Below are 22416 nucleotides of genomic sequence, written 5' to 3' on the forward strand. Positions count from 1 at the left end.
CTTTACTTGCTAAGACGTTGCCAGGTGCTGATCACGGTATCCGGATTCAGCGATACCGAGGTGATGCCTTTTTCTACCAGCCACTCTGCAAAATCAGGATGGTCAGAAGGGCCCTGGCCACAGATGCCGACATACTTGTTCAGGCGAAGTGCTGTGCTGATGGCCATTTCCAGCAATATCTTGACCGCAGGATCACGCTCGTCAAATCCTTCAGCAACCAGGCCAGAGTCACGGTCCATCCCGAGTGAAAGCTGGGTCAGATCGTTGGAGCCAATGGAGAAGCCGTCAAAGTACTCAAGGAACTGCTCAGCCAGCAGGGCATTGGATGGAATTTCACACATCATGATCAGGCGCAGGCCGTGTTCACCGCGCTTGAGACCATGCTTGGCGAGGATTTCCACTACTTGCTTGGCTTCACTCAATGTGCGGACAAAAGGAATCATCAACTCAATATTGGTGAGGCCTAGCTCTTCACGTACCTTGCGCATCGCAATGCACTCAAGCTCGAAGCAATCCTGGAAGTCCTTGGAGATATAACGTGCAGCTCCGCGGAAGCCCAGCATCGGGTTTTCTTCTTCAGGTTCGTAGATCTCGCCGCCAATCAGTTTGCGATACTCATTTGACTTGAAGTCTGACATACGGGCAATGACGGGCTTGGGCCAGAATGCACAACCGATTGTGGCGACACCTTCCGCCAGCTTGTCGATATAAAACTGACGTGGACTTTCGTAACCCTTGGCACGGCGCTTGATTTCTTCTTGCAGCTCGGCAGGTACCTTGTCGATGTTCAGGATAGCCTTGGGGTGAATGCCAATCATGTTGTTGATGACAAACTCCAGACGAGCCAGGCCTACCCCTTCGTTAGGAATCTGCGAGAAGCTGAACGCCATATCCGGGTTACCCACGTTCATCATGATCTTGACGGGCGCAGGTGGCAGCTTCTTTTCTTCTTCCTGGGTGACTGTGAAAGGAATGGCGCCGTCATAGACATAGCCAGTTTCGCCTTCTGCACATGAGACCGTTACTACCTGACCATCTTTCAGCAGGTCGGTCGCATTGACGCTACCCACGATAGCGGGAATGCCAAGTTCACGCGCGATAATCGCTGCATGACAGGTACGACCACCGCGGTTGGTTACCAGCGCAGAAGCACGTTTCATCACAGGTTCCCAGTTGGGGTCTGTCATGTCGGCCACCAGTATGTCGCCAGGCTGAACCGTGTTCATTTCTGATGCATGCCTGACCACGCGCACCGGGCCAGAGCCCACTTTTTGCGTTACGGCACGACCAGTGACAACCGCTGTATTGCCTGCGGTCTTGATCTGGAATTTTTCAATGACGTTACCGCTCTGTGACTTAACGGTTTCAGGGCGGGCCTGCAGGATATACAGCTTGCCATCCACACCGTCTCTGCCCCATTCCACGTCCATTGGACACTGGTAGTGTTGCTCAATGATCACGGCAAAGCGGGCCAGCTCGAGAATCTCTTCGTCACCCAGAGAGTAGCGTGAACTGTCTTCCTTGCTGTTTTCAACCGTATGCGTGCTCTTGCCTGCGACATTGCTGTCACTGAAAATCATCTTGATCAGCTTGGAGCCCAGGCTGCGGCGAACAATGGCCGGGAAGCCTTTTGCCAGCAGTGGTTTGTGTACGTAGAACTCATCGGGATTGACGGCGCCCTGCACCACGGTTTCACCGAGGCCATAGGAGGATGTGATGAAAACTACATCACGGAAACCGGATTCGGTATCCATGGTAAACATCACGCCCGAGCTGCCCAGGTTGCTGCGCACCATGCGCTGCACACCTGCGGAAAGCGCGACGTCTGCGTGGACAAAGCCTTTGTGTACGCGGTAGGAGATAGCGCGGTCATTGTAGAGAGAAGCAAATACTTCCTTGATGGCGTGCAGGATGTTATCCAGGCCGCGAATGTTCAGGAAGCTTTCTTGCTGACCGGCAAAAGACGCATCGGGCAAGTCTTCTGCTGTGGCTGATGAACGCACGGCAAAAGTCACGTCCTCGCCAGCCTCAGCAGTCAGTGTTTTGTAATTGGCGGCAATGGCATCTTGCAGTTCTTGCGGGAAGGTCGTGTCGATAATCCATTGACGGATTTTCTGGCCTGTGACCGCCAGTGCATCCACATCATCCACATTGAGGCTGTCTAGTTCAGCATTGATGCGCTTGTCCAGGCCATCTTTCGCCAGAAACTGGCGATAGGCATCGGCAGTGGTCGCAAAGCCACCAGGCACTCGTACGCCCTTGGCGGTTAGCTGGCTGATCATTTCGCCCAACGAGGCGTTCTTGCCGCCAACTGCAGGCACATCGGTGATGCGCAGTTTGTCAAAGGCGATTACGTAATCCAACATGTTTACTCTCCATCAATTACATAGCGCTTGGCGCACGTAAGTTTTTTTCCAGTACCAACTCTAGAAAGCGTGTGCTATCGGGGGATTAATACTAAAAGGCTAAAGATTTTAAGGGGATGCAGATAAGAAAGCCAATATTTTGCCTTAATCTGACCTCTGCTGTCACGTTCAACTGTATCTACCCAACAAAAAAACTAGGGACTCAATTCTCGTCAGGCTTAATTAGAGCACAATCTGGACTGTCGCGGGGTTTGGCCTAGTCCAAATGGGCTAATTGACTTAGCCTGGGCCAGCGCATGTTCAGGCTATTTTTTGGCCGGATATTTGTTGAGTTTTCTTTGCAGGGTACGGCGGTGCATATTCAAACTACGTGCGGTGGCGGAAATGTTGCCTTCGTTTTCCTGCAATAGACGTTGTATATGTTCCCATTCCATCCGGTTGACGGAGAGCGCGGTGTTGGGAACCGGGGTATCGGTGTCGCCTTCGGTGCGTTCGAATGCTGCCAGTATCTGGTCGGCGTCCGCAGGCTTGGCCAGATAATGCGTGGCACCAAGTTTGACCGCTTCCACGGCTGTAGCAATGCTGGCATAACCCGTCAGCACGACAATGCGGGTCTGGCCATCAATCTGGTTCAGGTGCTTCACCAGCGTCAGGCCCGAGTCTCCAGGCATTTTCAGGTCTATAACGGCATATTCAGGCGCGTCTTCTGTTGTCATGGCAATGGCATCACTGACGTTATGCGCGATGGTGACGTTGAAGCCACGTTTCTGCATGGCTTTTGCCAAGACCTGGGTGAACAGCTCATCGTCGTCCACGATTAGCAGGTCTGGATAGTCTTCCTTCAGTAGCGTTGTGTTCACTGGTCAACCTTGAGGCTAAGGTTTGCGAGGGGGATATGGATGCTGGTCAAGGTGCCGTGGGATTCCAGAGGCGTGAAATGTATCTCTCCTTCGAATTTTTCCAGAACAGACCTGGCGAGAAAAACACCCAGGCCCAGGCCACCGCTTTCCTGCTTGGAGCTGATAAAGGGTTGGCCCATGCTGGCAAAGGTGGCCGCATCTGGAAATTGGCCCTGGTCATGAATGTCCAGCAGTAATGATTCATGCTGAATACTGGCAATCAGCTTAATGCCTTGTGGGGATGCATCTGCGGCATTATTGATGAGGTTGGTAATCGCCTGGCTCAGTGCGAGATCCCCTGCGATGGCAGGGATTGAGCCAGGAAGGCGTAGTTCCAGCGTAATCGGGATGGCAGGCCGCATATCACGCCAGCGTTGGACTATTTGCTGAATAAATTCATCCAGTGCAATACGGGTGTTGGACTCTGAACGCATCATGCCAGCAGAAGCGGTGATGGAGGAGAGTATCTGTTTGCATTGATCCACTTGCTTGCGCAAAATCCTCAGTGAATCAGCCAGTTCAGGGTTGTCGCTATATTCCTTGGCCAGGTCCTGAGTGATGACGGCCATGGTCGATAGTGGTGTACCCAGTTCATGGGCGGCGCCGGTGGCCAACGTTCCAAGGGACAGCATGCGTTCGCTCGCGAGCACTTTCTCGCGCGACTGTGCCAGCAGCCTGTCGTATTCACGCAGGTTACGGCCCATGCGCTCTACAAAAAAAGCGATGACCATGGCGCTGACAACAAAGCCACTCCACATGCCCAGCAGGTGCAGATTGAAACCTTCATCCTGCAGGTGCAAGGCCGCGCTGGCACCATGGGCGTGCAGGTGTTTGGTGGAAGTAATGATGAGCGGCTGGTACCAGAACATCAGCAGGCTGTAGCAACTGATGACCAGCGCGGCAATCAGCCAAGTCTGCTGCCAGGACAATGCGACGGCAGCCACGGCCAGTGGTAGCAGGTACATCCAGACGAAAGGGTTGCTGTACCCGCCGGTGACGTAAAACAGCCAGGTGAGGAGGGCAATATCGAGCAGTAACTGTGCCAGCAGCTCACCTTCCATAATGCGTGCCTTGCGCCACAGGCGCAGCCAGCTCAGCAGATTGATGCAACACATGAGGCTGATGGCGATGCTGATTTGCGCGACTGGCAGCGTGATGTGAAAGCTTTGCACGGCGATGACGCTGGCAAGTGCCAGTGCAAGCATCATGACCACACGCAGCCAGAGCAGGCGTCGCAGATTGGTGATAGATGCTAGTGATGACATCTGGGCATTTTAACGCAAGCCCATGCTGACGTCGCATGCGACAAAATGTCACGGCGACAAAATGCCACATTTTTAAATGGTGTGACGCTCCCTAAAATCATGGTGGCCTGAGGTCAATAGGCACATAAAAAACCATTAAAAGGAGAAAGTATGCATGCGTTAACAAAGGCATTCTGTGCTGGCATTATCTATTTGCTATCCACGCCATTGTCCATGGCGGCAAGCCAGGCAGAAGCACTGGCGCAAAAAAACGGCTGCCTGGCTTGTCACAGTGTGGAAAAGAAAATGATAGGCCCGTCTTATAAAGAGGTAGCTGCCAAGTACAAAGGTGACAAGGGTGCAGAGGCCAGGCTGGTGGAGAAAGTGAAAGCGGGTGGCAGTGGCAATTGGGGTGCCATGCCTATGCCACCCCATGCCCATGTCAAGGATGAAGACATCAAGACATTGGTGCACTGGGTCTTATCGCTGTAGGGATTCATCTATTTCAGGCTGCGACAACGTGTCGCATTCCTGCGGCAAAATGAATTGATTAAGATGATCACATCCTAAAGTTTTACGGATACCTCATCACAGTCTTGTTTACGGACTGCTTAGGGCTGAGACCTTGCTGGTACTCAGCCCTTTTTTCTTGATTGATACCTCTCTTTGCGGTGTTTTCTGTCCTTGATGGCGTTGGCTGCCTGTTGTTTGTGACGCCAGCGTAAAAAGCCAGTGGTGAACAATACCAGAGGCAGCAACCCACTAATTACTATAATCCAGCGCCCAGTCAAGCCCAATGCCTCTCCATTGTGGAGCGGGTGCAGCCAGTTCATGATCTTGTCGCCGGGATTATCCGCAAAATAATCGCGAATATTCACTACCTGCCCGCTGTGATTGATCCAGACGATGGTCTTGGGAAAGCGGTGCCCAGGTTCACCTGGCTGATAGAGCCTGAATTGATATTGGCCTTGATCACTGTCCGGCGTGTAAATCCAGCGTAGCTCACTGCCAGGGAATTGCTGCAGCGCTGTTTGCGCCATCTGGTCCAGACTGACGCTGGCCTTGGGTGCAGGATGGGATCCGGCTGCTGGCGCGGGCATACTGCCCATGTGTTGCATGCCAACCTTGGTGCCCAGCATGCCTTCAAACCAGTCAGGGCGTTCCAGCATGATGCCGGTCACTGTCAGCATCAGCAGCACTATCAGTCCATAGAGGCCAGCCAGCTTGTGCCAATCGTATATGCGGCGGAGCATGTGGGCATGGGGCCGATAAGTGAGTGCGGAGCGAAAGTTGCCCGCCTGTGGCCACCATAGATAGATGCCGGATAGCAGTGAAATCAGGATGAAAATGCTGAGGATGGCCAGTACGGTCTTGCCGGAGGTATCCAGCAGCAAGGTGTAATGCAGGTCATAAATCCAGGTGCTGGCGAATGTACCCCATAACCGACTTGAGCTGATATCCAGTGTGGCCGGGTCCAGGATGACTACCAGCGGGGCAAAATCCGACCCCTGCGTTTCGCGAGGCTTCAAATAGCGTGCCATGACGGGATCACCTGGATGCATGGGAAGCTCAATCCGCCATCCAGCCTCTCTATCTGGGTAGCTGGCCTTGAGTTTGTCTATGATGGCTTGAGGCGAAGGTGGACTGGTACTCTGTATGGCTTGAGTGGGCGGGTTGAGCAGGTTGTCGATCTTGGTATAAAACACCAGAAAGCTGCCAGTCAGCCCCATGAGCACAAATACCAGTCCCAACGACAGGCCAAGGTAGAGATGCACCGTCAGCCATAGGCGACGGTGCTTGCGCTTGGGTTCTGTCTCTGTCGCTGGGGAGGGCTTCATTCAGGCAGTCTTGTTGAGGTTACAAATCGACACGTACTGAACCATAAATCCCACGTCCTTCACCGGGTGAATGCAGGGTCTGCGCATCCCAGTAGACATATTCATAATAACGATCAGTTAGATTGCGCACCTGTACTTCCAGGCTGATATTTTTCTGTGCTTGCCACACTGCTCCCAGATTCATCAGGAAGTAGCCACCAAATTTGCCTTGTGTATTGGCACGTTCAAGATAGTAATTACCCTGTCCATTGGCCCAGGCAGAGAGTTTGAGCGTTGGTAATACGCGATAGTCTGCCCCTAAGCCATAAAGCTGTCGTGGTACATGGTCAATTTCGTTGTCCTTGTTGCTGAGTTCGGTATTGCCGGGTTTCACGATTTCGGAGCGTTGGATTGATAGGTTGGCCCAAAGATCAAGCTTGGACGTGGGACGCAAGTTGGCCTGGAAATCTATGCCTCTGCGCAGGGTTTTCCCAATATTCTCCGAGTCATTGTTGGTGATGCTGCCGAGAATGCGGCGTACCTCATTGCTGGCCTCCTGTTCCCATACTGCGATACGACCATCCATCCAGTTGGTTGGCTGGAATTTGATACCCACTTCCCAGCCGTCATTGATCGAAGGCTTGAGATTCGACAGAAGCGGATTGACTTTATATGTGGCTGCAGCAACACCAACCTGGAAACTACGGCCCCAGTTGCCATAAAGGCTGTAATGCTCGGATGGCGTGTAAACGGCGCCAATTTTGGGTTGGCGAATGACGCCGTAGTCTTGTATATCGGCCTGGGTTGCGCTGGTCAGATCTTTGAAGTTTCCATACACGCGGTCTATGCGGTAAGCAGGCACAATCTTGAGCGTTGATGTGGGGCGGATCACAGCTTGTATATAGCCGCCGTAAATGTCGAATTCAAAATGCTGGTCGAATGAAGTGCTCTGGCGCTGTCGCGCTATTGTGTTGTAACGGCTACGGTTGTTGTTTTGCCATTCGGCGCTAAAGCCGGTTTCAATAGCCAGGCTGTGTAATCCCAGATTTTCTACCTCAGGTCTCCAGGTCAAACTGGAAATCACCCCGGTGTGGTTCTCTTCCCCCAGACGTTCTTGCTGGGAGGGACTGCGGATGGAAAACCTGACCCAGCGCTGGTCATTCATGGTGTTGAGGTAGGCCTTGTTTGACCAGAACAATGTATCGTTGACATTCCAGTCAAAATGCAGGCTGAGTTGATTCAGTTCCCGCTCTCCGCCATCGGTATTGTTATGTGGCATCGATTGTCTTGGATGGGCTCGGGACTGGGCGTAAGTCAGGTAGCCGGCTTCCTGCGCATCCTGTTCATAGTGGCGTGCGATCAAGCCTGTGCGGAAACGGCCATCTGCCGAATCATAAAACCATTTGCCTGCGATTGAGGCTTTGCGTGAGTCCGAATGGTCGCGATAACCGTGATATTCCTGCACCGCAGCGAAGTAGTTCTGGCTGAATCCGTCTTTTTCTATCCCTAGCGCGGTCTGCAATTCACGCGTGTTGAAACTGCCGTAACTGGCACGTGCTGTGGCGTAATTACCGCCTATCTTGGTGACAACATTGGCATTGCCTGCGATGTTGTGCAGGCCATAACGCGGGTCATTGGTGCCGCGCACCACTTCTATGGCCTCGATATCCAGCGGCATGACCATGTCGAGATAAGGCATGTTGCCGTCGTTGCTGTTGCTGGGGATGCCATCAATCAGTAGCTTGACGGCATTGACTTCTCCTTCGCCATTGAAGCCACGGAAGGAAAACTTGCCAGTCGTGGTGCCCATGCGGTACTCGGTCAGCATTACCCCTGGTGCGCGTGAGAGTAGCTGCCAGCTGTTTTGTACCGCCTGGTGTTCAATCGCCTCCTTGCCGATCACATCCACTGAGGACAGGATACTGCGAGCGGGCAATGCCGATGAGCGGTTACCAGTGATGACGATGCCGCCTACAGTCACGGTGGAATCGCCATCCGTGTCCTTGGTGGTGACATGGTCTGCATAGGCAGGGTTGTTAAGTGAGGGCATGACATTAACTGCGGCCATGACACATAACGTTAATAGCTTGTAGCGATACTTCATGAAGACTCCTGAGTTTCTTTTGATGAAAGACTGGCTTTCAATACGTGCGATGCGGCTGCTTGATGACAGCGATTGCATTCAGATGAAATCAGGCGTTGCTGGGTGGAGCTCTAGGGTTGGCTGATGCCCAGGCAAACAGTGGCTTCGGGGCGTGATAGTACAGTGCAGGCAGTGCGTAGGATAAAGGGCCGGAAAGCAGTTTGGGTGCATGGCCGACAATGAAGGCTGGTGTGTGGGAATGCATGCTGCAGTAGAGACAGTGCACCATATCCAGGGATTTTTCAGGTGATTTCTTTGCGGGTGCTGCCGTTTCGATTGGCAAAGGCATATACTTGCTGCCCGAAGCTGAGCAGACCACCATCCATACCTGGTGGTCGCCATGGGTTGCCAGCGCATGTGAAACCGCTGGTGCCAATGCGCTGAAGAAAACAGCGATGCATGACAGCAGGGCGATCAGTCGACGCTTTTGCCTAAAAAGAATCATGCACGGATAATAGCAATAAATATTATTTCAATCACGCATCATGCTCTCAATAGTCAGAGAAAACATGAAACACCAGATTATTGGAATTATCGGGGTCCTTATTGGCTTGTCGACGGCGTATGCCGGGACAGAGGCTGTCAGCGATAGTCAGGACGAAATCAAGTTGCGCCAGATGGCAGATCGCATTCCCAGCAATTGCCGGGTAGCTGCCACACGCGATATCAACGGGCAGCCAGTATTCCTCTGGCAATACACATTTACTGACGGCACACGCGATCTGGTGATGGCGACTTCTCTGGAAGGGCGCCTACAGGGCATCCGTCGTGTGACCTATGGCGGTAGCCAGACCGCCGGTTGTCATTTTCCTTTGCTGGCAATTGCACGTGGGGGTAACTGGGGCTGGCACCTGGCCTGGATGCGGATGCGCAAAGGCTTATTTTATGCGCGCATGGATGGAGAAGCCTGGGTATCATCGCCGCCCAAGCGCATGACCACGGCAGATGTGACACAAGTCGAACTGTTGACCAACGATAGCCGGGTTTCATTGAGCTGGCTGGAGCTGGCCAATAATATTTCCACGCCTTATCAAATGGTGTCGGATGACGATGGTCGTTTCTGGAGTAAACGTTAACCCGATCAGTATTGGGTTTCCGGTTTGGTAGCAGATCACCCCCCTTATGTTCCCCTTCACGGAATGCGCTTGAATTAAGCGACTGTGCCCGCATCTTATAGTCAGTTAAATAATTTCAAGGAAGGCAATCCCATGCGTTTCGATAAACTGACCACTAAATTCCAGCAAGCGATTGCTGATGCACAAAGTATTGCTGTGGGACAGGATAATCCCAGTATAGAACCAGCCCATCTGCTGCTGGCACTGGTAAACCAGGATGATGGTGGTACTGCTTCGCTGCTTTCTCGCGCAGGCGTCAACCTGGTACCACTGAAGGCAGCACTACAGCTGACGGTTAATAACTTGCCCAAGGTACAGAGTAGCGGCGGTGAAATTTCCATTTCACGTGATCTCAACAACTTGCTCAATGTCACGGACAAGCATGCCCAAAAACGAGGGGATGCTTATATTGCCAGTGAGATGTTTCTGCTGGCGCTGGCGGATGACAAGGGTGAAACCGGACGCTTGGTCAAAACGCATGGCCTGACCAAGCAGGCACTGGAGCAGGCAGTGAATGCTGTCAGGGGTACTGACCCGGTCAATAGCCAGGAGGCTGAAGGCAATCGCGAAGCATTGAAGAAGTTTACCGTAGACCTGACGGAACGTGCCCGTGCAGGCAAGCTGGACCCGGTGATTGGGCGTGATGATGAAATCCGTCGCACTATCCAGGTATTGCAGCGGCGTACAAAAAACAACCCGGTGCTGATTGGTGAGCCAGGTGTGGGTAAAACCGCGATTGTGGAAGGCCTTGCCCAGCGCATTATCAATGGGGAAGTGCCGGAGAGCCTGAAAAACAAGCGGGTGCTGGTGCTGGATATGGCAGGCTTGCTGGCGGGTGCCAAGTATCGTGGTGAGTTTGAGGAACGCCTGCAGTCCGTATTGAAAGAACTGGCGCAGGATGAAGGCCAGACGATCGTCTTTATTGATGAAATTCATACCATGGTGGGGGCTGGCAAGGCAGAAGGTGCCATGGACGCTGGCAATATGCTCAAGCCTGCCCTGGCACGAGGCGAGTTGCATTGTGTCGGTGCGACTACCCTGGATGAGTATCGCAAATACATAGAAAAAGATGCCGCACTGGAGCGCCGTTTCCAGAAGGTGCTGGTGGACGAACCTAGCGTGGAAGCGACGATTGCCATTCTGCGCGGCTTGCAAGAGAAGTACGAGCTTCATCACGGTGTGGAGATTACTGACCCTGCGATTGTGGCGGCCGCCGAACTGAGCCATCGCTATATTACAGACCGATTCTTGCCAGATAAAGCGATTGACTTGATCGATGAGGCGGGCTCACGCATCAAGATGGAAATAGATTCCAAGCCTGAAGTGCTGGACAAGCTGGAACGCAGGTTGATACAACTCAAGATTGAGCGTGAAGCCGTGCGTCGTGAACGGGACGAAGCCTCGCAGAAACGCTTTAGCTTGATCGAAGAAGAAATCAGCCGCCTGGAGAAAGAGTACGCGGACCTGGAGGAAATCTGGAAGGCGGAAAAGGCCCAGGTGCAAGGTAGCCAGCATCTGAAGGAAGAGCTGGAGAAGGTCAAGCTGCAGATAGAGGAAGCCACACGCAAGGGTGAGTGGCAGAAGGTATCGGAGTTGCAATACGGCAAACTGCCCGCGCTTGAAAGCGAGATCAAGCAGGCAGCCAGCGCTGAGGCGCATCATGATCAGAAGCAGAATCGTTTGCTGCGTACCCAGGTGGGTGCTGAAGAGATTGCCGAGGTGGTTTCTCGGGCAACAGGGATTCCTGTCTCCAAGATGTTGCAAGGTGAGCGCGATAAGTTGCTGCATATGGAAGATAAGTTGCACGAACGCCTGGTGGGACAGGATGAGGCGGTACGTCTGGTGAGTGATGCGATACGGCGTTCCCGTTCTGGCTTGTCAGATCCTAACCGCCCTTATGGTTCATTCCTGTTTTTAGGGCCAACTGGGGTAGGCAAGACCGAGCTGACCAAGGCATTGGCCGGATTTTTGTTTGACTCCGATGATCACCTGATTCGCATAGACATGAGCGAATTCATGGAGAAACATTCGGTTGCGCGTCTGATTGGCGCTCCTCCGGGATATGTGGGTTATGAGGAGGGCGGCTATCTTACTGAGGCGGTGCGGCGCAAGCCCTATTCTGTGATATTGCTGGATGAAGTGGAAAAGGCGCACCCTGACGTATTCAATGTCTTGTTGCAGGTGCTGGATGATGGGCGCTTGACCGATGGTCAGGGCCGCACCGTGGACTTCAAGAATACGGTGATTATCATGACCTCCAATCTCGGTTCTCAGATGATACAAAGTATGGCGGGTGATGATTACCAGGTAGTCAAGCTGGCGGTAATGGGGGAAGTGAAGGCCAACTTCAGGCCGGAATTTGTTAACCGGATTGACGAAGTCGTGGTGTTCCACTCATTAGGTGAGTCTCATGTAAAATCCATTGCCGGGATTCAATTGCAGAGCCTGGCCAAGCGTTTGGCCGCCATGGATATGCAGCTTGAGGTTTCCGATGCTGCCCTGGGTGAAATTGCCAATGCCGGGTTTGATCCGGTGTATGGTGCACGCCCACTCAAGCGTGCTATCCAGTCGGAAATTGAAAATCCTTTAGCCAAGGAAATCCTTAATGGTACGTTTGCTGCCAAGGATACAGTGCATGTCGATTTCAAGGGTAGCCGCATGGTGTTCTCCAAGGCTTGAGTTGGTGATGTCCGGATACAAGTGCAAACTTGTATCCGGCATGAAATTTAAATATTTTTCGCTCTGCATAGCACTAAAGGGAATTTGCCACGTGAGGATGTGGTCATAGCGATACCCCAGCTGTTTTATGGCTGCAGTTTTAATCTGGCGTCTGGCCAGGAGGATGAGATGAAAGCAACTACAGCATTAGTTCTGGGCAGCCTGGTGCTGCTCTCCGCGTGTGCCACGACACAGCAGCAGCGGGAGCCACAGATTCAGCGGATTTCGCCAGCCGAGCTTGAGAAGCTCATGCCGCAACCTACGCCCTACATTACTTATGATGAGCTGGTGCGTTTATCCAAGGCGGGTACCAGCCCGGATGAGATCATTGGCAAAATCAAGGAAAGCAATTCCCGCTACGATTTGACGCCGTCCAAGGCAGTGGAGTTAAGCAAGCAGGGCGTGAATAACAAGGTGCTGGATTATATCTACACTACTCGGGAACAGGCCTTGCGGGATGGATTTGCCGAGGAGCTGAATAAGCGGGAGAAGGAAAAGTTGGTAGAGCAGGAAAGACTGCGTCGTGATTATCAATTGCGCTATCGTAATTATGATCCGTTCTGGGGGCCAGGATTCGGGCCTTATTGGGGCCGCGGGTATTACGGCCGGGGTTGGGGCTGGTAGCAATCAAAAGGGCTGGATTTCCAGCCCTTTTTTGTTTTCCTTATCAGGATCTAGTAGAGCGCTGATGACTGCTCAATAGATAGAAATCCAGCACACGAAAGCTACGTTTTACCTTTCCAGATCTCGTGTTGCCGCCCGCCAGCGCAGTTTTTCCGAATAGCGGTGGCGTGCTTGCAGGCGCGTGTCTTTCAGGATGATTTCCAGGGTTTCACCAAGGATGCGGATGACACCGAGGATAGGGATGACCAGCATCAGTCCAGCCACGCCCGCAATGGCCTCGCCAATCAGGAACATCATGATGGTGAGCAGCGGGTGAATGCGCAGGCTGCGCCCGACAATCGCAGGCAGGAAGAAAAAATCATCCAGCATACGAATCAGCATGAACAGGGCAGCCAGGCTATAGATGACGCCGATATTACCCGGCATGTCGGTGGATGCCACCAGGGCTACAATCGCAAAGCCGAGTAAAGGCCCAAGATAGGGAATCCAGCATAGCACTGCAACAACCAGGCCGAGGATGAGCGGAGACGAAATGCCCAGCACCAATAAGCCCAGTGTGGTGAGTATGGTGTCAATCAGGGTCATTTTCATGAGGCCGACAAAATAGAGCCGGGCGGTTTGGTCTACCGCATGAATCAAATACAGGGTTTTTTCAAAGAAGGCGTTAGGCACGGCAGCCCCCAGCATTTTCCTCAGATGGGCGCCATCCTTCAGCATAAAGAAAGTAATGATGGGTGTAAGCAGCAGCGAGGGTAGCCAGGTGGCCAGGCCGGTCAGGATTTTCCCCAGATATTTATCAGAAAAATGCTCGGAGAAATCAGTGAAACGTTGATAGATGTTGCTGCCAAAATGGGCCGATTGCAAAAAGCTGAACTGCTCTTGCAGGCTGCCTAACACTTGTTCGGCCAGCGCCGCACCGCCTGATGAGTAATGGATAAACCCTGCTTGCCAGGATGCAGCATTGGATACCACCAGCGGATATACCAGCAAAAGCGCGAGTATGGTGAACACCAGGAAAGCCCCGCTCAGGATGACCGCGGCCACATGCCGACTGGTGCCAGCCAATACCAACTTCTTTTCCAGAGGTGCCAGCAGGTAATAAAGAATGAGGGCTAGCAGGAAAGGTACAACTAGCCACAGTATTTTCTTGAAGATCAGCAATAGCAGGCATGTGGAGGCAATGATGGCTGCCCACGCTAATGGCCCTGGACCATTATGGACATTGGTGAGCAGGGGCGGCGTGATGACCATGCCTTCAGCCTCGGGAAACTGGGTCCGGCGCAAGCTGCAGTGCTGGGTGATGGTGGCGGCAATTTGTGGGTAGGTGTGCAGCAGGTGTAAAAAATCTTCCCGGAACAGCACTGCAATCACGCAGTTTTCCAATGCCCTGACCTGTGATGATCTGGGGACGTTTTCAAGCAGGGCACGTTCGCCAAAAAATTGGCCTGTTTCTAATGTCGATAGAGTCTGACCTTCCAGCGATACCCGTACCTTGCCCGAGAGGAGGAAGTAGATCGCCTGACCCTCTTCATTCTGATCAAAAATGATCTCATCTCGAACGTAAGTGCGTTGGTGCAGCAGATTATTGAGCGTGTCCAGCTCGTGGCTGTTGAGGCCTGAAAACAACGGAACTTCGCGCAGTACGGCTAGGTATTGCGGTGTAATCGGGTGGCGGAACCGGCTTAAAAGCATGATATGTTCTTGTGGGTGGCTGTTTCAATCAATTCTATCTGTAGTCCGGGCAATCGCAAGCTTTTCCTTAATCGGTATACTGGCCGGGACAGTAAGGTCTACAGCTTTCAATTCCAGCAGGAGCAATTATGCAGCAGCAACATCACCAGATTGTCCAGAAAACCCATGGGCGTCGGCTATATGACATCACCCCGGCAATTACACGCTGGGTTGCAGATGCGGGTATTCACAGCGGCGTGCTGACGCTTTATATACAGCACACTTCGGCCAGCCTGCTGATCAATGAAAATTATGACTCGGATGTGCTGGTGGATATGGAAAGCTTCTTTGCCAGACTGGTACCTGATGGTGATGCCTTGTTCATTCATACCGCTGAAGGGCCGGATGACATGCCTGCCCATATACGTTCAGCGCTGACGCAAACCAGTTTGTCCATCCCGGTCATTGAGGGCAAGGTGGCCCTTGGCACATGGCAGGGTATTTTTCTCTATGAGCATCGCAGCATGGCGCATACACGCAAGGTGCTATTGCATCTGCTGGGGGAATAGCCAGGGCAGCGGAAACCAGGGGGATTTTTTAATAACCCTAGGTTATTATTGGATATTTTTATATATCATTGATTGACTTTGATGATGCGTCTTATTATTATCCACGCCTTATTTCTCAGGCGTTCAGGATATTCCGTGTCGTTCACTTCCCCTCTTATTCGTAGCGCTATTACCCTGGCTTTCAGTTCAGGTTTGGCATTCACCCAGACTTATCTTTATGCGGCCGATGCCGATAGCCAGGTAAAAAATGCTAACACTGTAAAAGAGCAGGACAAGCATGACCAAGCCTCATTGCCAGAGCTGGCAGTTACGTCCAGTAAAACGAAGGTGGTGGGATACAACCCGCTTGAAAGCCGCGGCGCAACTCGCACTGATACGCCTTTGCGTGAGGTGCCGCAATCGGTGCGCGTGGTGTCGCGCGAGTGGCTGGATGACACCCGAGCCTTGCGACTGGCGGATACTGTGGATTATGTTAGCGGTATTTCGCGGCTGAATGATTTTGGTGCGACCTGGGACAATTTTGCTATCCGTGGATTCTCCAATACCGATCAGGGCATCCTCATCAACGGTTTCCGTGGTTCGCGCGGTTACAACGTTACCCGGGATGCAGCTACGGTAGAGCGGTTCGAGTTTCTCAAAGGCCCTGCAGCCGCTGTGTATGGTGCAAGTGAGCCTGGTGGCATTATCAATGTGGTCACCAAAAAACCGCAATTCACCCAGCATAATAGTCTTGATGTGAATATCGGCAGCTATGGGTTGCGTCGTGCCGCGCTGGATACAACCGGGCCGATTACTGACAATCTGGCCTATAGGCTCAATGTAGTGGCGGAAGACAGCGCCATGCGCAGCTCCTTGCTTGAGGGTGACCGGCAAGTGTTCACGCCAGCACTGACCTGGATTCTCAGTGACAAGACCGTGCTGAATTACGAGGCGGAATTTGCGCGCGTGAGTACGCCGCTTGATCGTGGTCTTATCCAGATCAATGGCCGCGCTGGTGCATTGTCGCGTTCACGGGTGTTGGGCGAGCCTAATGACGGCAATGTCGAGCTAACCAGCCAGACACATCAGCTCACCCTTGAGCATGAGTTTTCTGATGCATGGCGTGGACGTGCCGGCCTAAGCTTCAAGAAGGGAAGCTATGAGGGCGATAATACGGAGCTGGCAACCTTTAACCCTTCAGTAGTGAATCGTCGCCAGATGTGGCGCTCGCTACCGATGCGCGATACTTCTTTCCAGGCAGAGTTGGAAGGCAAACTGAAGACAGGGGCAATTGACCATACGCTATTGGTGGGTGTTGAAGCATCCAGATTATGGATGGCCCAGGAAATTACGCGTTCTAATCCTTCAATTTCTCCTTACGCACTTGATATCTATAACCCGGTGTATGGCCAGGCCAAGCCTGCTTCACAGGATTGGTGGTTTGATACGAATGAGCACCAAAAGAACAATGCAGTTTATCTGCAGGATCAGATTGGGCTTTCCTCTCAATGGAAGCTGCTGGTGGGTGTACGTGCGGATAATTATCACCAGGAGTATGAAGATAGCCTGGCGCAGGCTAACACCAGCAGGCAACGTCAGACGGCCACTTCGCCAAGAGTTGGTCTGACTTACCTGCCAAGCGACTGGGCATCCTTATATATTTCTTTCAGTGAGGGATTCCGGCCAAACTCAGGAGGAAGTGCTACGGGCAAGGCTTTTGACCCGCAATCCTCCAGGGCCACGGAGTTTGGTCTCAAATTGCAGACCGTAGACCAGCGGCTAGGCGCCAATTTTGCTATTTTTGATATCACCAAGCGCAATGTGTTGGTGACGGATCCTGCTAATGCTAACCGCAGTATTGCTGCGGGTGAGGCCGAGAGTCGTGGGTTTGAAGCGGACGTATTTGGCAAGCTGAATGAACATTGGCGCCTGACGGCCAATTTTGCCTATACCGATGCGGAAGTCAGCAAGGATAGCAATGTCAGCCTGGTAGGTGCGCGTCTTGCCAATGTGCCTAAGACTAGTGCTGGTTTGCTGGCCATTCGCGAGGGTTTTCTGCCGAATGGTAGTCGTTATGGGGTGGGAACCGGGATTGTGTATGTTGGCAATCGTGCGGGCAATGCCACCAATACCTACGATCTGCCTTCTTACACAACAGTTAAATTGTTGAGTTACTGGGATGCAACACCCAAGGCGCGTTTTTCTCTGGATGTGAGCAATCTGTTTGATCGTGAGTATTACACGTCATCCTGGAACAACTATGTAATGCCTGGCTTGGGTCGCAGTGTACTGGCGAGCCTGCATTTACAGTTCTAGCAGGAAACAGGCTCGAGTCCTTTTCTGGCCTCGAGCCTGTTTCAGTGTATTGCGCGCAGTGATTTCACCATATTCCTTGGGTAGGTCATTTCTGGGCTAAGCCACCAGGCGCCTATTTGATCACGCTCCAGCTCAGTGGGTCGAAAGGCTTGCTCTGATAGCGCAATTCAAAATAGACACCGTGCTGTTCGTTGCCGCCACTGTTGCCCACGGCGGCTACCGTGTCCCCACCTTTGACGTTCTCGCCCGCGCGTTTGAGCAAGGCATGGTTGTTGCCGTAGAGGCTCATGTAGCCGTTGCCATGGTCTATGATCATGAGGTTGCCAAAGCCGCGTAACCAGTCGGCAAATACAACCTGGCCACTTGCCACGGCCTTGACCTCGCTGCCTTCGCTGGCCTTGATAAACAAGCCTTTCCAGGAAATACCGGTATCTTCACGGCTGCTGCCAAAGCGGTTGGTGATTTCACCGCGCACTGGCAAGTTCAGCTTGCCTTTGAGTGATGCAAAGTTAGTGCCGTCAAATGCGTTGCTGGGTAGGGTGTCGTTGCGCCCAACTGAAGTGGATGGTTTGCGCGTGATTTTGAGCGGGGTCCCTGTGGATTTATCCGCTTGCTGTTCCTTGGCTGCCTGGCGTGCTGCGTCTCGCTCGGCTTTCTCACGCGCGGCCTTTTCGCGGGCAGCCTGTTCTCTGGCGGCTTTGGCCAGACGCTCCATCAGTTGTGTCAGTCGCTGCTCATCACGTTTGAGTTTGTCTATTTCATTGCGTTGCGCACTGATTTTGCTGGAGAGTTGCTTGACGAGCTTGTCGCGTTCGCCTTTCTGTCGCTGTAGTTCTTGCCGTTCTTTTTCCTGCTGATCTTTAAGCGAGTCAAGCCGCTCCAGTGTTTTGCTGGTTTCGGCATTGAGCATGTCTACCTTGGAGATATTGCTTTGCACCGAGGCAATGAGGTCACTGCGGGCGCGTGAAACGTAGCGGTAATAATGCAGCTGCCGCGCCGCGGTGTTGGGATCTTGCTGTTGCAGGAACACCTGCACCTGGCTGGGCTGGCCATGTAGATATTGCTGATACAGCTGTTGGTTCAACAATGTTTGTTGTTGAGCCAGTTCAGTTTCGTGGGCAGATTTTTTCTGCTGCAACGATTGCAGTGCATCATTGCTTTCACGTTGCTGCTGATCAAGGTCATGTAGCTTGCGGTTAGCTTCGCTGATCGCCTTTTCGCTTTTCTTCAGTTCATCTGCGGCTTCAGCGTGCGCTTCAGTGGAAGTGCCCAGCTCTTTCTTCAGGGATTCCAGTCGCTGGTGGATTTCATCCAGTGCTTCCCTAGGTTTTTCCACAGGCTTTTCTGCTTTGGCTGCCCAGGCATCTTGCTGGGCAGCCAGGCTGGCAGCCAGCAACAGGCTTCGCCATGTATTGCGCATTATGCTTGAGGAGTTTCCGTGAAGTTGACCAAGGATTTTCCGGTCATTTCCTTAGGCTGGGGCAAGCCCATCATGGCCAGTAATGAAGGTGCCAGATCACATAGAGAGCCAGTCGCCGGTGCCGCCAGGGTGGCGGGTTTGCCGACAAACACAAATGGCACCACATTGGTGGTGTGTTGGGTATGCGGCTGGTTATTCTCGTAGTCGCGCATCATTTCCACGTTGCCGTGATCCGCAGTAATGATCATCTGCCCGCCTATGCTTTCCATGGCCTGGACGATACGGTTGATGCAGGTATCAATGGTTTCCACCGCCTTGATGGAGGCATTGATGTCACCCGAGTGGCCTACCATGTCACAATTGGCATAGTTGCAGATGATGGCATCATATTTTTTGCTGAGGATGGCGGCTTCCAGCTTATCTGTCAGCTCAAAGGCGCTCATTTCAGGTTGCAGGTCGTAAGTGGCGACCTTGGGAGATGGCACCATAATGCGGTCTTCGCCCGCAAATACCTGCTCTTCACCGCCATTGAAGAAGAATGTCACGTGGGGGTATTTCTCGGTTTCAGCAATACGCAGCTGGGTCAGGCCCTGATTGGCCACGTATTCCCCAAAGGTGTTCTGGATTTCAACCGGCGCAAAAATCGGCTTGGCACGGGTTTCGGCCTTGTCGTAGAGCGTCAGGGTATAAAACCCGGCCAGTTGCGGTTGGCGGGGGCGATTGAAGCCTTCAAAGTCAGGGTCGAGCAAGGAGTGAGTCAGTTGGCGCGCGCGATCTGAGCGGAAATTGACGAAAACAATCACATCGCCATCTTCCATTTTTACTGGCTCGCTTCCCGGCGCGACGATGGCAGTAGCCTTGACGAACTCATCTTTTTCTTCGCGCGCATAGGCGGCTTCCAGGCCGGCAATCGCACTGCTTGCAGTGAACTCGCCCTCACCATCGGTAATCAGGTGATACGCTGCTTCCACCCGTGGCCAACGTTTGTCACGGTCCATGGCATAAAAGCGGCCACAGATAGAGGCAATCTTGCCGCCGCCAATCCGTGCACAGGCATCTTCAAGTTGATGCAAATAAGGCTTGGCACTGATCGGTGGCGTATCGCGACCATCTAGGAATGCGTGTACATAGACTTTCTCCACGCCGGATTTTACTGCCATTTCAATCGTGGCATGGATATGATCCTGATGGCTGTGTACACCGCCATCTGATAACAAACCGAGGATATGCAGTGCCTTGCCAGTGGCCTTGACCTTGCTTACAGCTTCCACTAAGACCGGGTTGTTGAAGTATTCGCCTGTGCTGATGGCGCGATTGATGCGTTCAAAATCCTGGAATACGACCCTGCCTGCCCCAATGTTCAGGTGGCCGACTTCAGAGTTGCCCATCTGGCCGTTAGGCAAGCCGACAAAGGTTTCCGAGGCATTAATCAGGGTATGTGGATAGTCATGCCACAATCTGTCCCAATTGGGCGTGTTTGCCAGTGCAATGGCATTGTCTTGAGCATCTTCGCGATAGCCGAAACCATCAAGGATTACGAGTAGGGCAGGTGTTACGTTCATTGCGGTTTGAATTCCAAGGTTGGTTCAAGGGGTTGCTTGATATTTTAGAGAATTTTGCCTAATAAATCTTGCCTATTTGACCTGCAATGCAGCCTGCTCGGAGTTTTTATCCATCTGGGGGCTTGAATTCCTGTCAGCCTGTCATCATCTTCCGCAGAGTGGTCACGAATATTGCTGAACGTTATTGGTTACAATAGCGATTAAATAGCATCTGAAAGGGTATTGTGGATTTTTTGACTAAAAATGCATTGCTGATTGGCCTGGCAGTTGGCTCAGGCCTGATGCTGCTATTGCCTTTGATCAAGCGTGGCGCTGGTGGTACCGCCAGTGTCAGTGCTCATGATGCGGTGTTGTTGATCAATCGTTCGCATGCGGTGGTGCTGGACGTGCGCGATGATGCAGAGTTTGCCGCTGGTCATATTACCGATGCCAAGCATATTCCCGTGGCGCAGTTGCAAGAACGGCTCAAGGAGCTTGTCAAGTTCAAGGACAAGCCTGTATTGGTGTATTGCCAGTCGGGTCAACGTGCGGCCAAGGCCAGCGATATCTTGGTCAAGAATGAATTCAAGCAAGTACATCAGCTGCAAGGCGGCATCAAGGCCTGGCTGGATGCCAAGTTACCTGTGGTGAAAGGCTGATCATGGCGAATGTTCTGATGTATACCACAGGCACTTGCCCATATTGCATGAATGCAGAGCGATTGCTCAACAGCAAGGGCATCAACGACATTAACAAGGTCAGGGTTGACCTCGAGCCTGAGCTGCGCATCAAGATGATAGAACAGACCGGTAGGCGCACGGTCCCGCAAATTTATATTGATGACCTGCATGTGGGTGGTTTTGATGAATTGCGTGCACTGGATCAGGCTGGCAAGCTGGATGGATTGCTAGCGAAATAGTTTCATGGCTTTGTGGTTTAAAAGCCATGCGTAAGCGGATAGAATGCAACACTGGTTTTTTGATAGTAGTTTTTATTTTTAATCATTAATGAATGAGGATACGCGCAAGCGTTGACTCGATTAGGGAAGAGACATGGCAGAAGAACAGGCAGCACAAGCACAAGAGCAGCAACCGGCATTTGGTATTGAGAAAGTCTATGTTAAAGACCTCTCACTCGAAATTCCTCATGCACCGCAGATTTTTATTCAGCGTGAAGCGCCACAAGTCGGCATTGAACTGAGTAATGCCACCGCCAAGCTGGATGATGGTATTTACGAAGTCGTCGTGACCGTAACCGTGACTTCCAAGGTGGCTGATAAAACCGTATTCCTGGTAGAAGTAGCGCAAGCGGGTATTTTCCAGATTCGCAATGTACCGGAAGAAAACATCGAGATTATTCTTGGTGTGACTTGCCCGAACATCATTTTCCCGTATGCACGCGAAACCATTTCCGACATCGTGACCCGTGCAGGCTTCCCGCCAGTGCTGTTGAACCCTGTTAACTTCGAAGCGTTGTATGCACAACAAAAAGAAGATCAGGCCAAGGCTAATGGCGCTACTACGCACTAAGTTGAAACGCGCCAGCTGGCTGGCGTTTGCCTGCATTCCAATGTTGCTGCCCAATGTGGCATCGGCATTGGAGTTTCGCTCGATTGCCGTGCCCAAGGCTGTGCTTTATGATGCGCCTTCCGCACAGGGCAAGAAAACATTCATTCTGGCTCAGGGTTACCCGGTTGAGGTGATTGTCAATTTGGGCGACTGGCTAAAAGTGCGGGATGCTCAGGGCAGCCTGAACTGGGTGGAATCGCAACAACTCGCCACCAAGCGTACTGTGTTGGTCAAAGGGGGTCAGGCGGATTTGCGCCAAACTGCCGATGCCAACTCTGCGTTGCTCGGACGGTTGGATAAAGACGTAGTGCTGGATATGCTTGAACCACCTGCCAATGGGTGGATCAAGGTCAAGCATCGTGATGGCCTGACTGGCTATGTGCTTTCATCCTCGCTTTGGGGCTTTTGATGCAGGTTTTTAAGTAG

The 22416-nt window shown here is 52.4% G+C and carries 19 protein-coding genes; 10 read left to right on the plus strand and 9 right to left on the minus strand.

Going from position 1 to position 22416, the window contains the following annotated elements:
* Positions 1–2 precede the first annotated feature (2 nt).
* The 3 genes from ppsA to LG201_RS13750 all read right to left on the minus strand — a co-directional run bounded on the left by ppsA (position 3) and on the right by LG201_RS13750 (position 4530).
* Positions 3–2366 (minus strand): phosphoenolpyruvate synthase, encoded by a 2364-nt coding sequence (ppsA, locus tag LG201_RS13740; protein WP_226772770.1) that lies wholly within the window; start codon positions 2364–2366, stop codon positions 3–5.
* A gap of 305 nt (positions 2367–2671) precedes the next feature.
* Positions 2672–3226: a response regulator transcription factor gene (locus LG201_RS13745; RefSeq protein ID WP_226772771.1), complete on the minus strand. Its 555-nt coding sequence runs from the start codon at positions 3224–3226 to the stop codon at positions 2672–2674.
* Complete coding sequence (locus LG201_RS13750; RefSeq protein ID WP_226772772.1) at positions 3223–4530, minus strand: ATP-binding protein; 1308 nt, start codon at positions 4528–4530, stop codon at positions 3223–3225. Before LG201_RS13750 ends, LG201_RS13745 begins: the two co-directional genes overlap by 4 nt.
* 213 nt (positions 4531–4743) lie before the next feature.
* Here LG201_RS13750 and LG201_RS13755 point away from each other — a divergent pair, with 213 nt between their 5' ends.
* Positions 4744–5001 (plus strand): c-type cytochrome, encoded by a 258-nt coding sequence (locus LG201_RS13755; protein WP_226772902.1) that lies wholly within the window; start codon positions 4744–4746, stop codon positions 4999–5001.
* A gap of 143 nt (positions 5002–5144) precedes the next feature.
* Here LG201_RS13755 and LG201_RS13760 read toward each other — a convergent pair whose 3' ends face one another.
* The 3 genes from LG201_RS13760 to LG201_RS13770 all read right to left on the minus strand — a co-directional run bounded on the left by LG201_RS13760 (position 5145) and on the right by LG201_RS13770 (position 8914).
* Complete coding sequence (locus LG201_RS13760; protein WP_226772773.1) at positions 5145–6347, minus strand: PepSY-associated TM helix domain-containing protein; 1203 nt, start codon at positions 6345–6347, stop codon at positions 5145–5147.
* A 19-nt stretch (positions 6348–6366) separates the two neighbouring features.
* Positions 6367–8430 (minus strand): TonB-dependent receptor, encoded by a 2064-nt coding sequence (locus tag LG201_RS13765; protein ID WP_226772774.1) that lies wholly within the window; start codon positions 8428–8430, stop codon positions 6367–6369.
* Positions 8431–8518: 88 nt separating this feature from the next.
* Entirely contained in the window at positions 8519–8914 is a 396-nt protein-coding gene (locus LG201_RS13770; RefSeq protein WP_226772775.1) for a DUF2946 domain-containing protein, read from the minus strand.
* Positions 8915–8978: 64 nt separating this feature from the next.
* Between LG201_RS13770 and LG201_RS13775 the strand changes: the two genes are divergently transcribed.
* The 3 genes from LG201_RS13775 (at position 8979) to LG201_RS13785 (ending at position 12926) form a co-directional block, all read left to right on the plus strand.
* The gene (locus LG201_RS13775; RefSeq protein ID WP_226772776.1) at positions 8979–9545 is read left to right on the plus strand and encodes a hypothetical protein; all 567 of its coding nucleotides are present in this window, start codon (positions 8979–8981) and stop codon (positions 9543–9545) included.
* 132 nt (positions 9546–9677) lie between these two features.
* Positions 9678–12263 carry an ATP-dependent chaperone ClpB gene (gene clpB / locus LG201_RS13780; protein ID WP_226772777.1) on the plus strand — a complete coding sequence of 862 codons (2586 nt, stop codon included), beginning with the start codon at positions 9678–9680 and terminating at the stop codon, positions 12261–12263.
* A 168-nt stretch (positions 12264–12431) separates the two neighbouring features.
* Positions 12432–12926, plus strand: a complete 495-nt coding sequence (locus LG201_RS13785; RefSeq protein ID WP_226772778.1) for a hypothetical protein — start codon at positions 12432–12434, stop codon at positions 12924–12926.
* Between the two features lie 108 nt (positions 12927–13034).
* Here LG201_RS13785 and LG201_RS13790 read toward each other — a convergent pair whose 3' ends face one another.
* Positions 13035–14618 (minus strand): AI-2E family transporter, encoded by a 1584-nt coding sequence (locus tag LG201_RS13790; RefSeq protein WP_226772779.1) that lies wholly within the window; start codon positions 14616–14618, stop codon positions 13035–13037.
* 128 nt (positions 14619–14746) lie between these two features.
* Between LG201_RS13790 and LG201_RS13795 the strand changes: the two genes are divergently transcribed.
* The gene (locus LG201_RS13795) at positions 14747–15166 is read left to right on the plus strand and encodes a secondary thiamine-phosphate synthase enzyme YjbQ (protein ID WP_226772780.1); all 420 of its coding nucleotides are present in this window, start codon (positions 14747–14749) and stop codon (positions 15164–15166) included.
* A 135-nt stretch (positions 15167–15301) separates the two neighbouring features.
* Complete coding sequence (locus LG201_RS13800) at positions 15302–17461, plus strand: TonB-dependent siderophore receptor (protein WP_226772781.1); 2160 nt, start codon at positions 15302–15304, stop codon at positions 17459–17461.
* Between the two features lie 112 nt (positions 17462–17573).
* Here LG201_RS13800 and LG201_RS13805 read toward each other — a convergent pair whose 3' ends face one another.
* Both LG201_RS13805 and gpmI read right to left on the minus strand, forming a co-directional pair.
* Positions 17574–18881: a murein hydrolase activator EnvC family protein gene (locus LG201_RS13805; protein ID WP_226772782.1), complete on the minus strand. Its 1308-nt coding sequence runs from the start codon at positions 18879–18881 to the stop codon at positions 17574–17576.
* Positions 18881–20443, minus strand: a complete 1563-nt coding sequence (gene gpmI, locus LG201_RS13810; protein WP_226772783.1) for a 2,3-bisphosphoglycerate-independent phosphoglycerate mutase — start codon at positions 20441–20443, stop codon at positions 18881–18883. Before gpmI ends, LG201_RS13805 begins: the two co-directional genes overlap by 1 nt.
* Positions 20444–20667: 224 nt before the next feature.
* Here gpmI and LG201_RS13815 point away from each other — a divergent pair, with 224 nt between their 5' ends.
* From LG201_RS13815 to LG201_RS13830, 4 genes are all read left to right on the plus strand, one after another.
* Positions 20668–21081 carry a rhodanese-like domain-containing protein gene (locus tag LG201_RS13815; RefSeq protein ID WP_226772784.1) on the plus strand — a complete coding sequence of 138 codons (414 nt, stop codon included), beginning with the start codon at positions 20668–20670 and terminating at the stop codon, positions 21079–21081.
* 2 nt (positions 21082–21083) lie between these two features.
* On the plus strand, positions 21084–21341 hold the full coding sequence (gene grxC / locus LG201_RS13820) for a glutaredoxin 3 (RefSeq protein WP_226772785.1): 258 nt from the start codon (positions 21084–21086) through the stop codon (positions 21339–21341).
* A 133-nt stretch (positions 21342–21474) separates the two neighbouring features.
* Positions 21475–21951 carry a protein-export chaperone SecB gene (gene secB / locus LG201_RS13825; RefSeq protein ID WP_226772786.1) on the plus strand — a complete coding sequence of 159 codons (477 nt, stop codon included), beginning with the start codon at positions 21475–21477 and terminating at the stop codon, positions 21949–21951.
* Positions 21932–22399 (plus strand): SH3 domain-containing protein, encoded by a 468-nt coding sequence (locus tag LG201_RS13830; RefSeq protein WP_226772787.1) that lies wholly within the window; start codon positions 21932–21934, stop codon positions 22397–22399. The genes secB and LG201_RS13830 overlap by 20 nt, the downstream gene beginning before the upstream one ends.
* The last annotated feature ends 17 nt before the right edge of the window (positions 22400–22416 follow it).

Source organism: Methylobacillus gramineus, assembly GCF_020532675.1.
Lineage (GTDB): Bacteria > Pseudomonadota > Gammaproteobacteria > Burkholderiales > Methylophilaceae > Methylobacillus > Methylobacillus gramineus.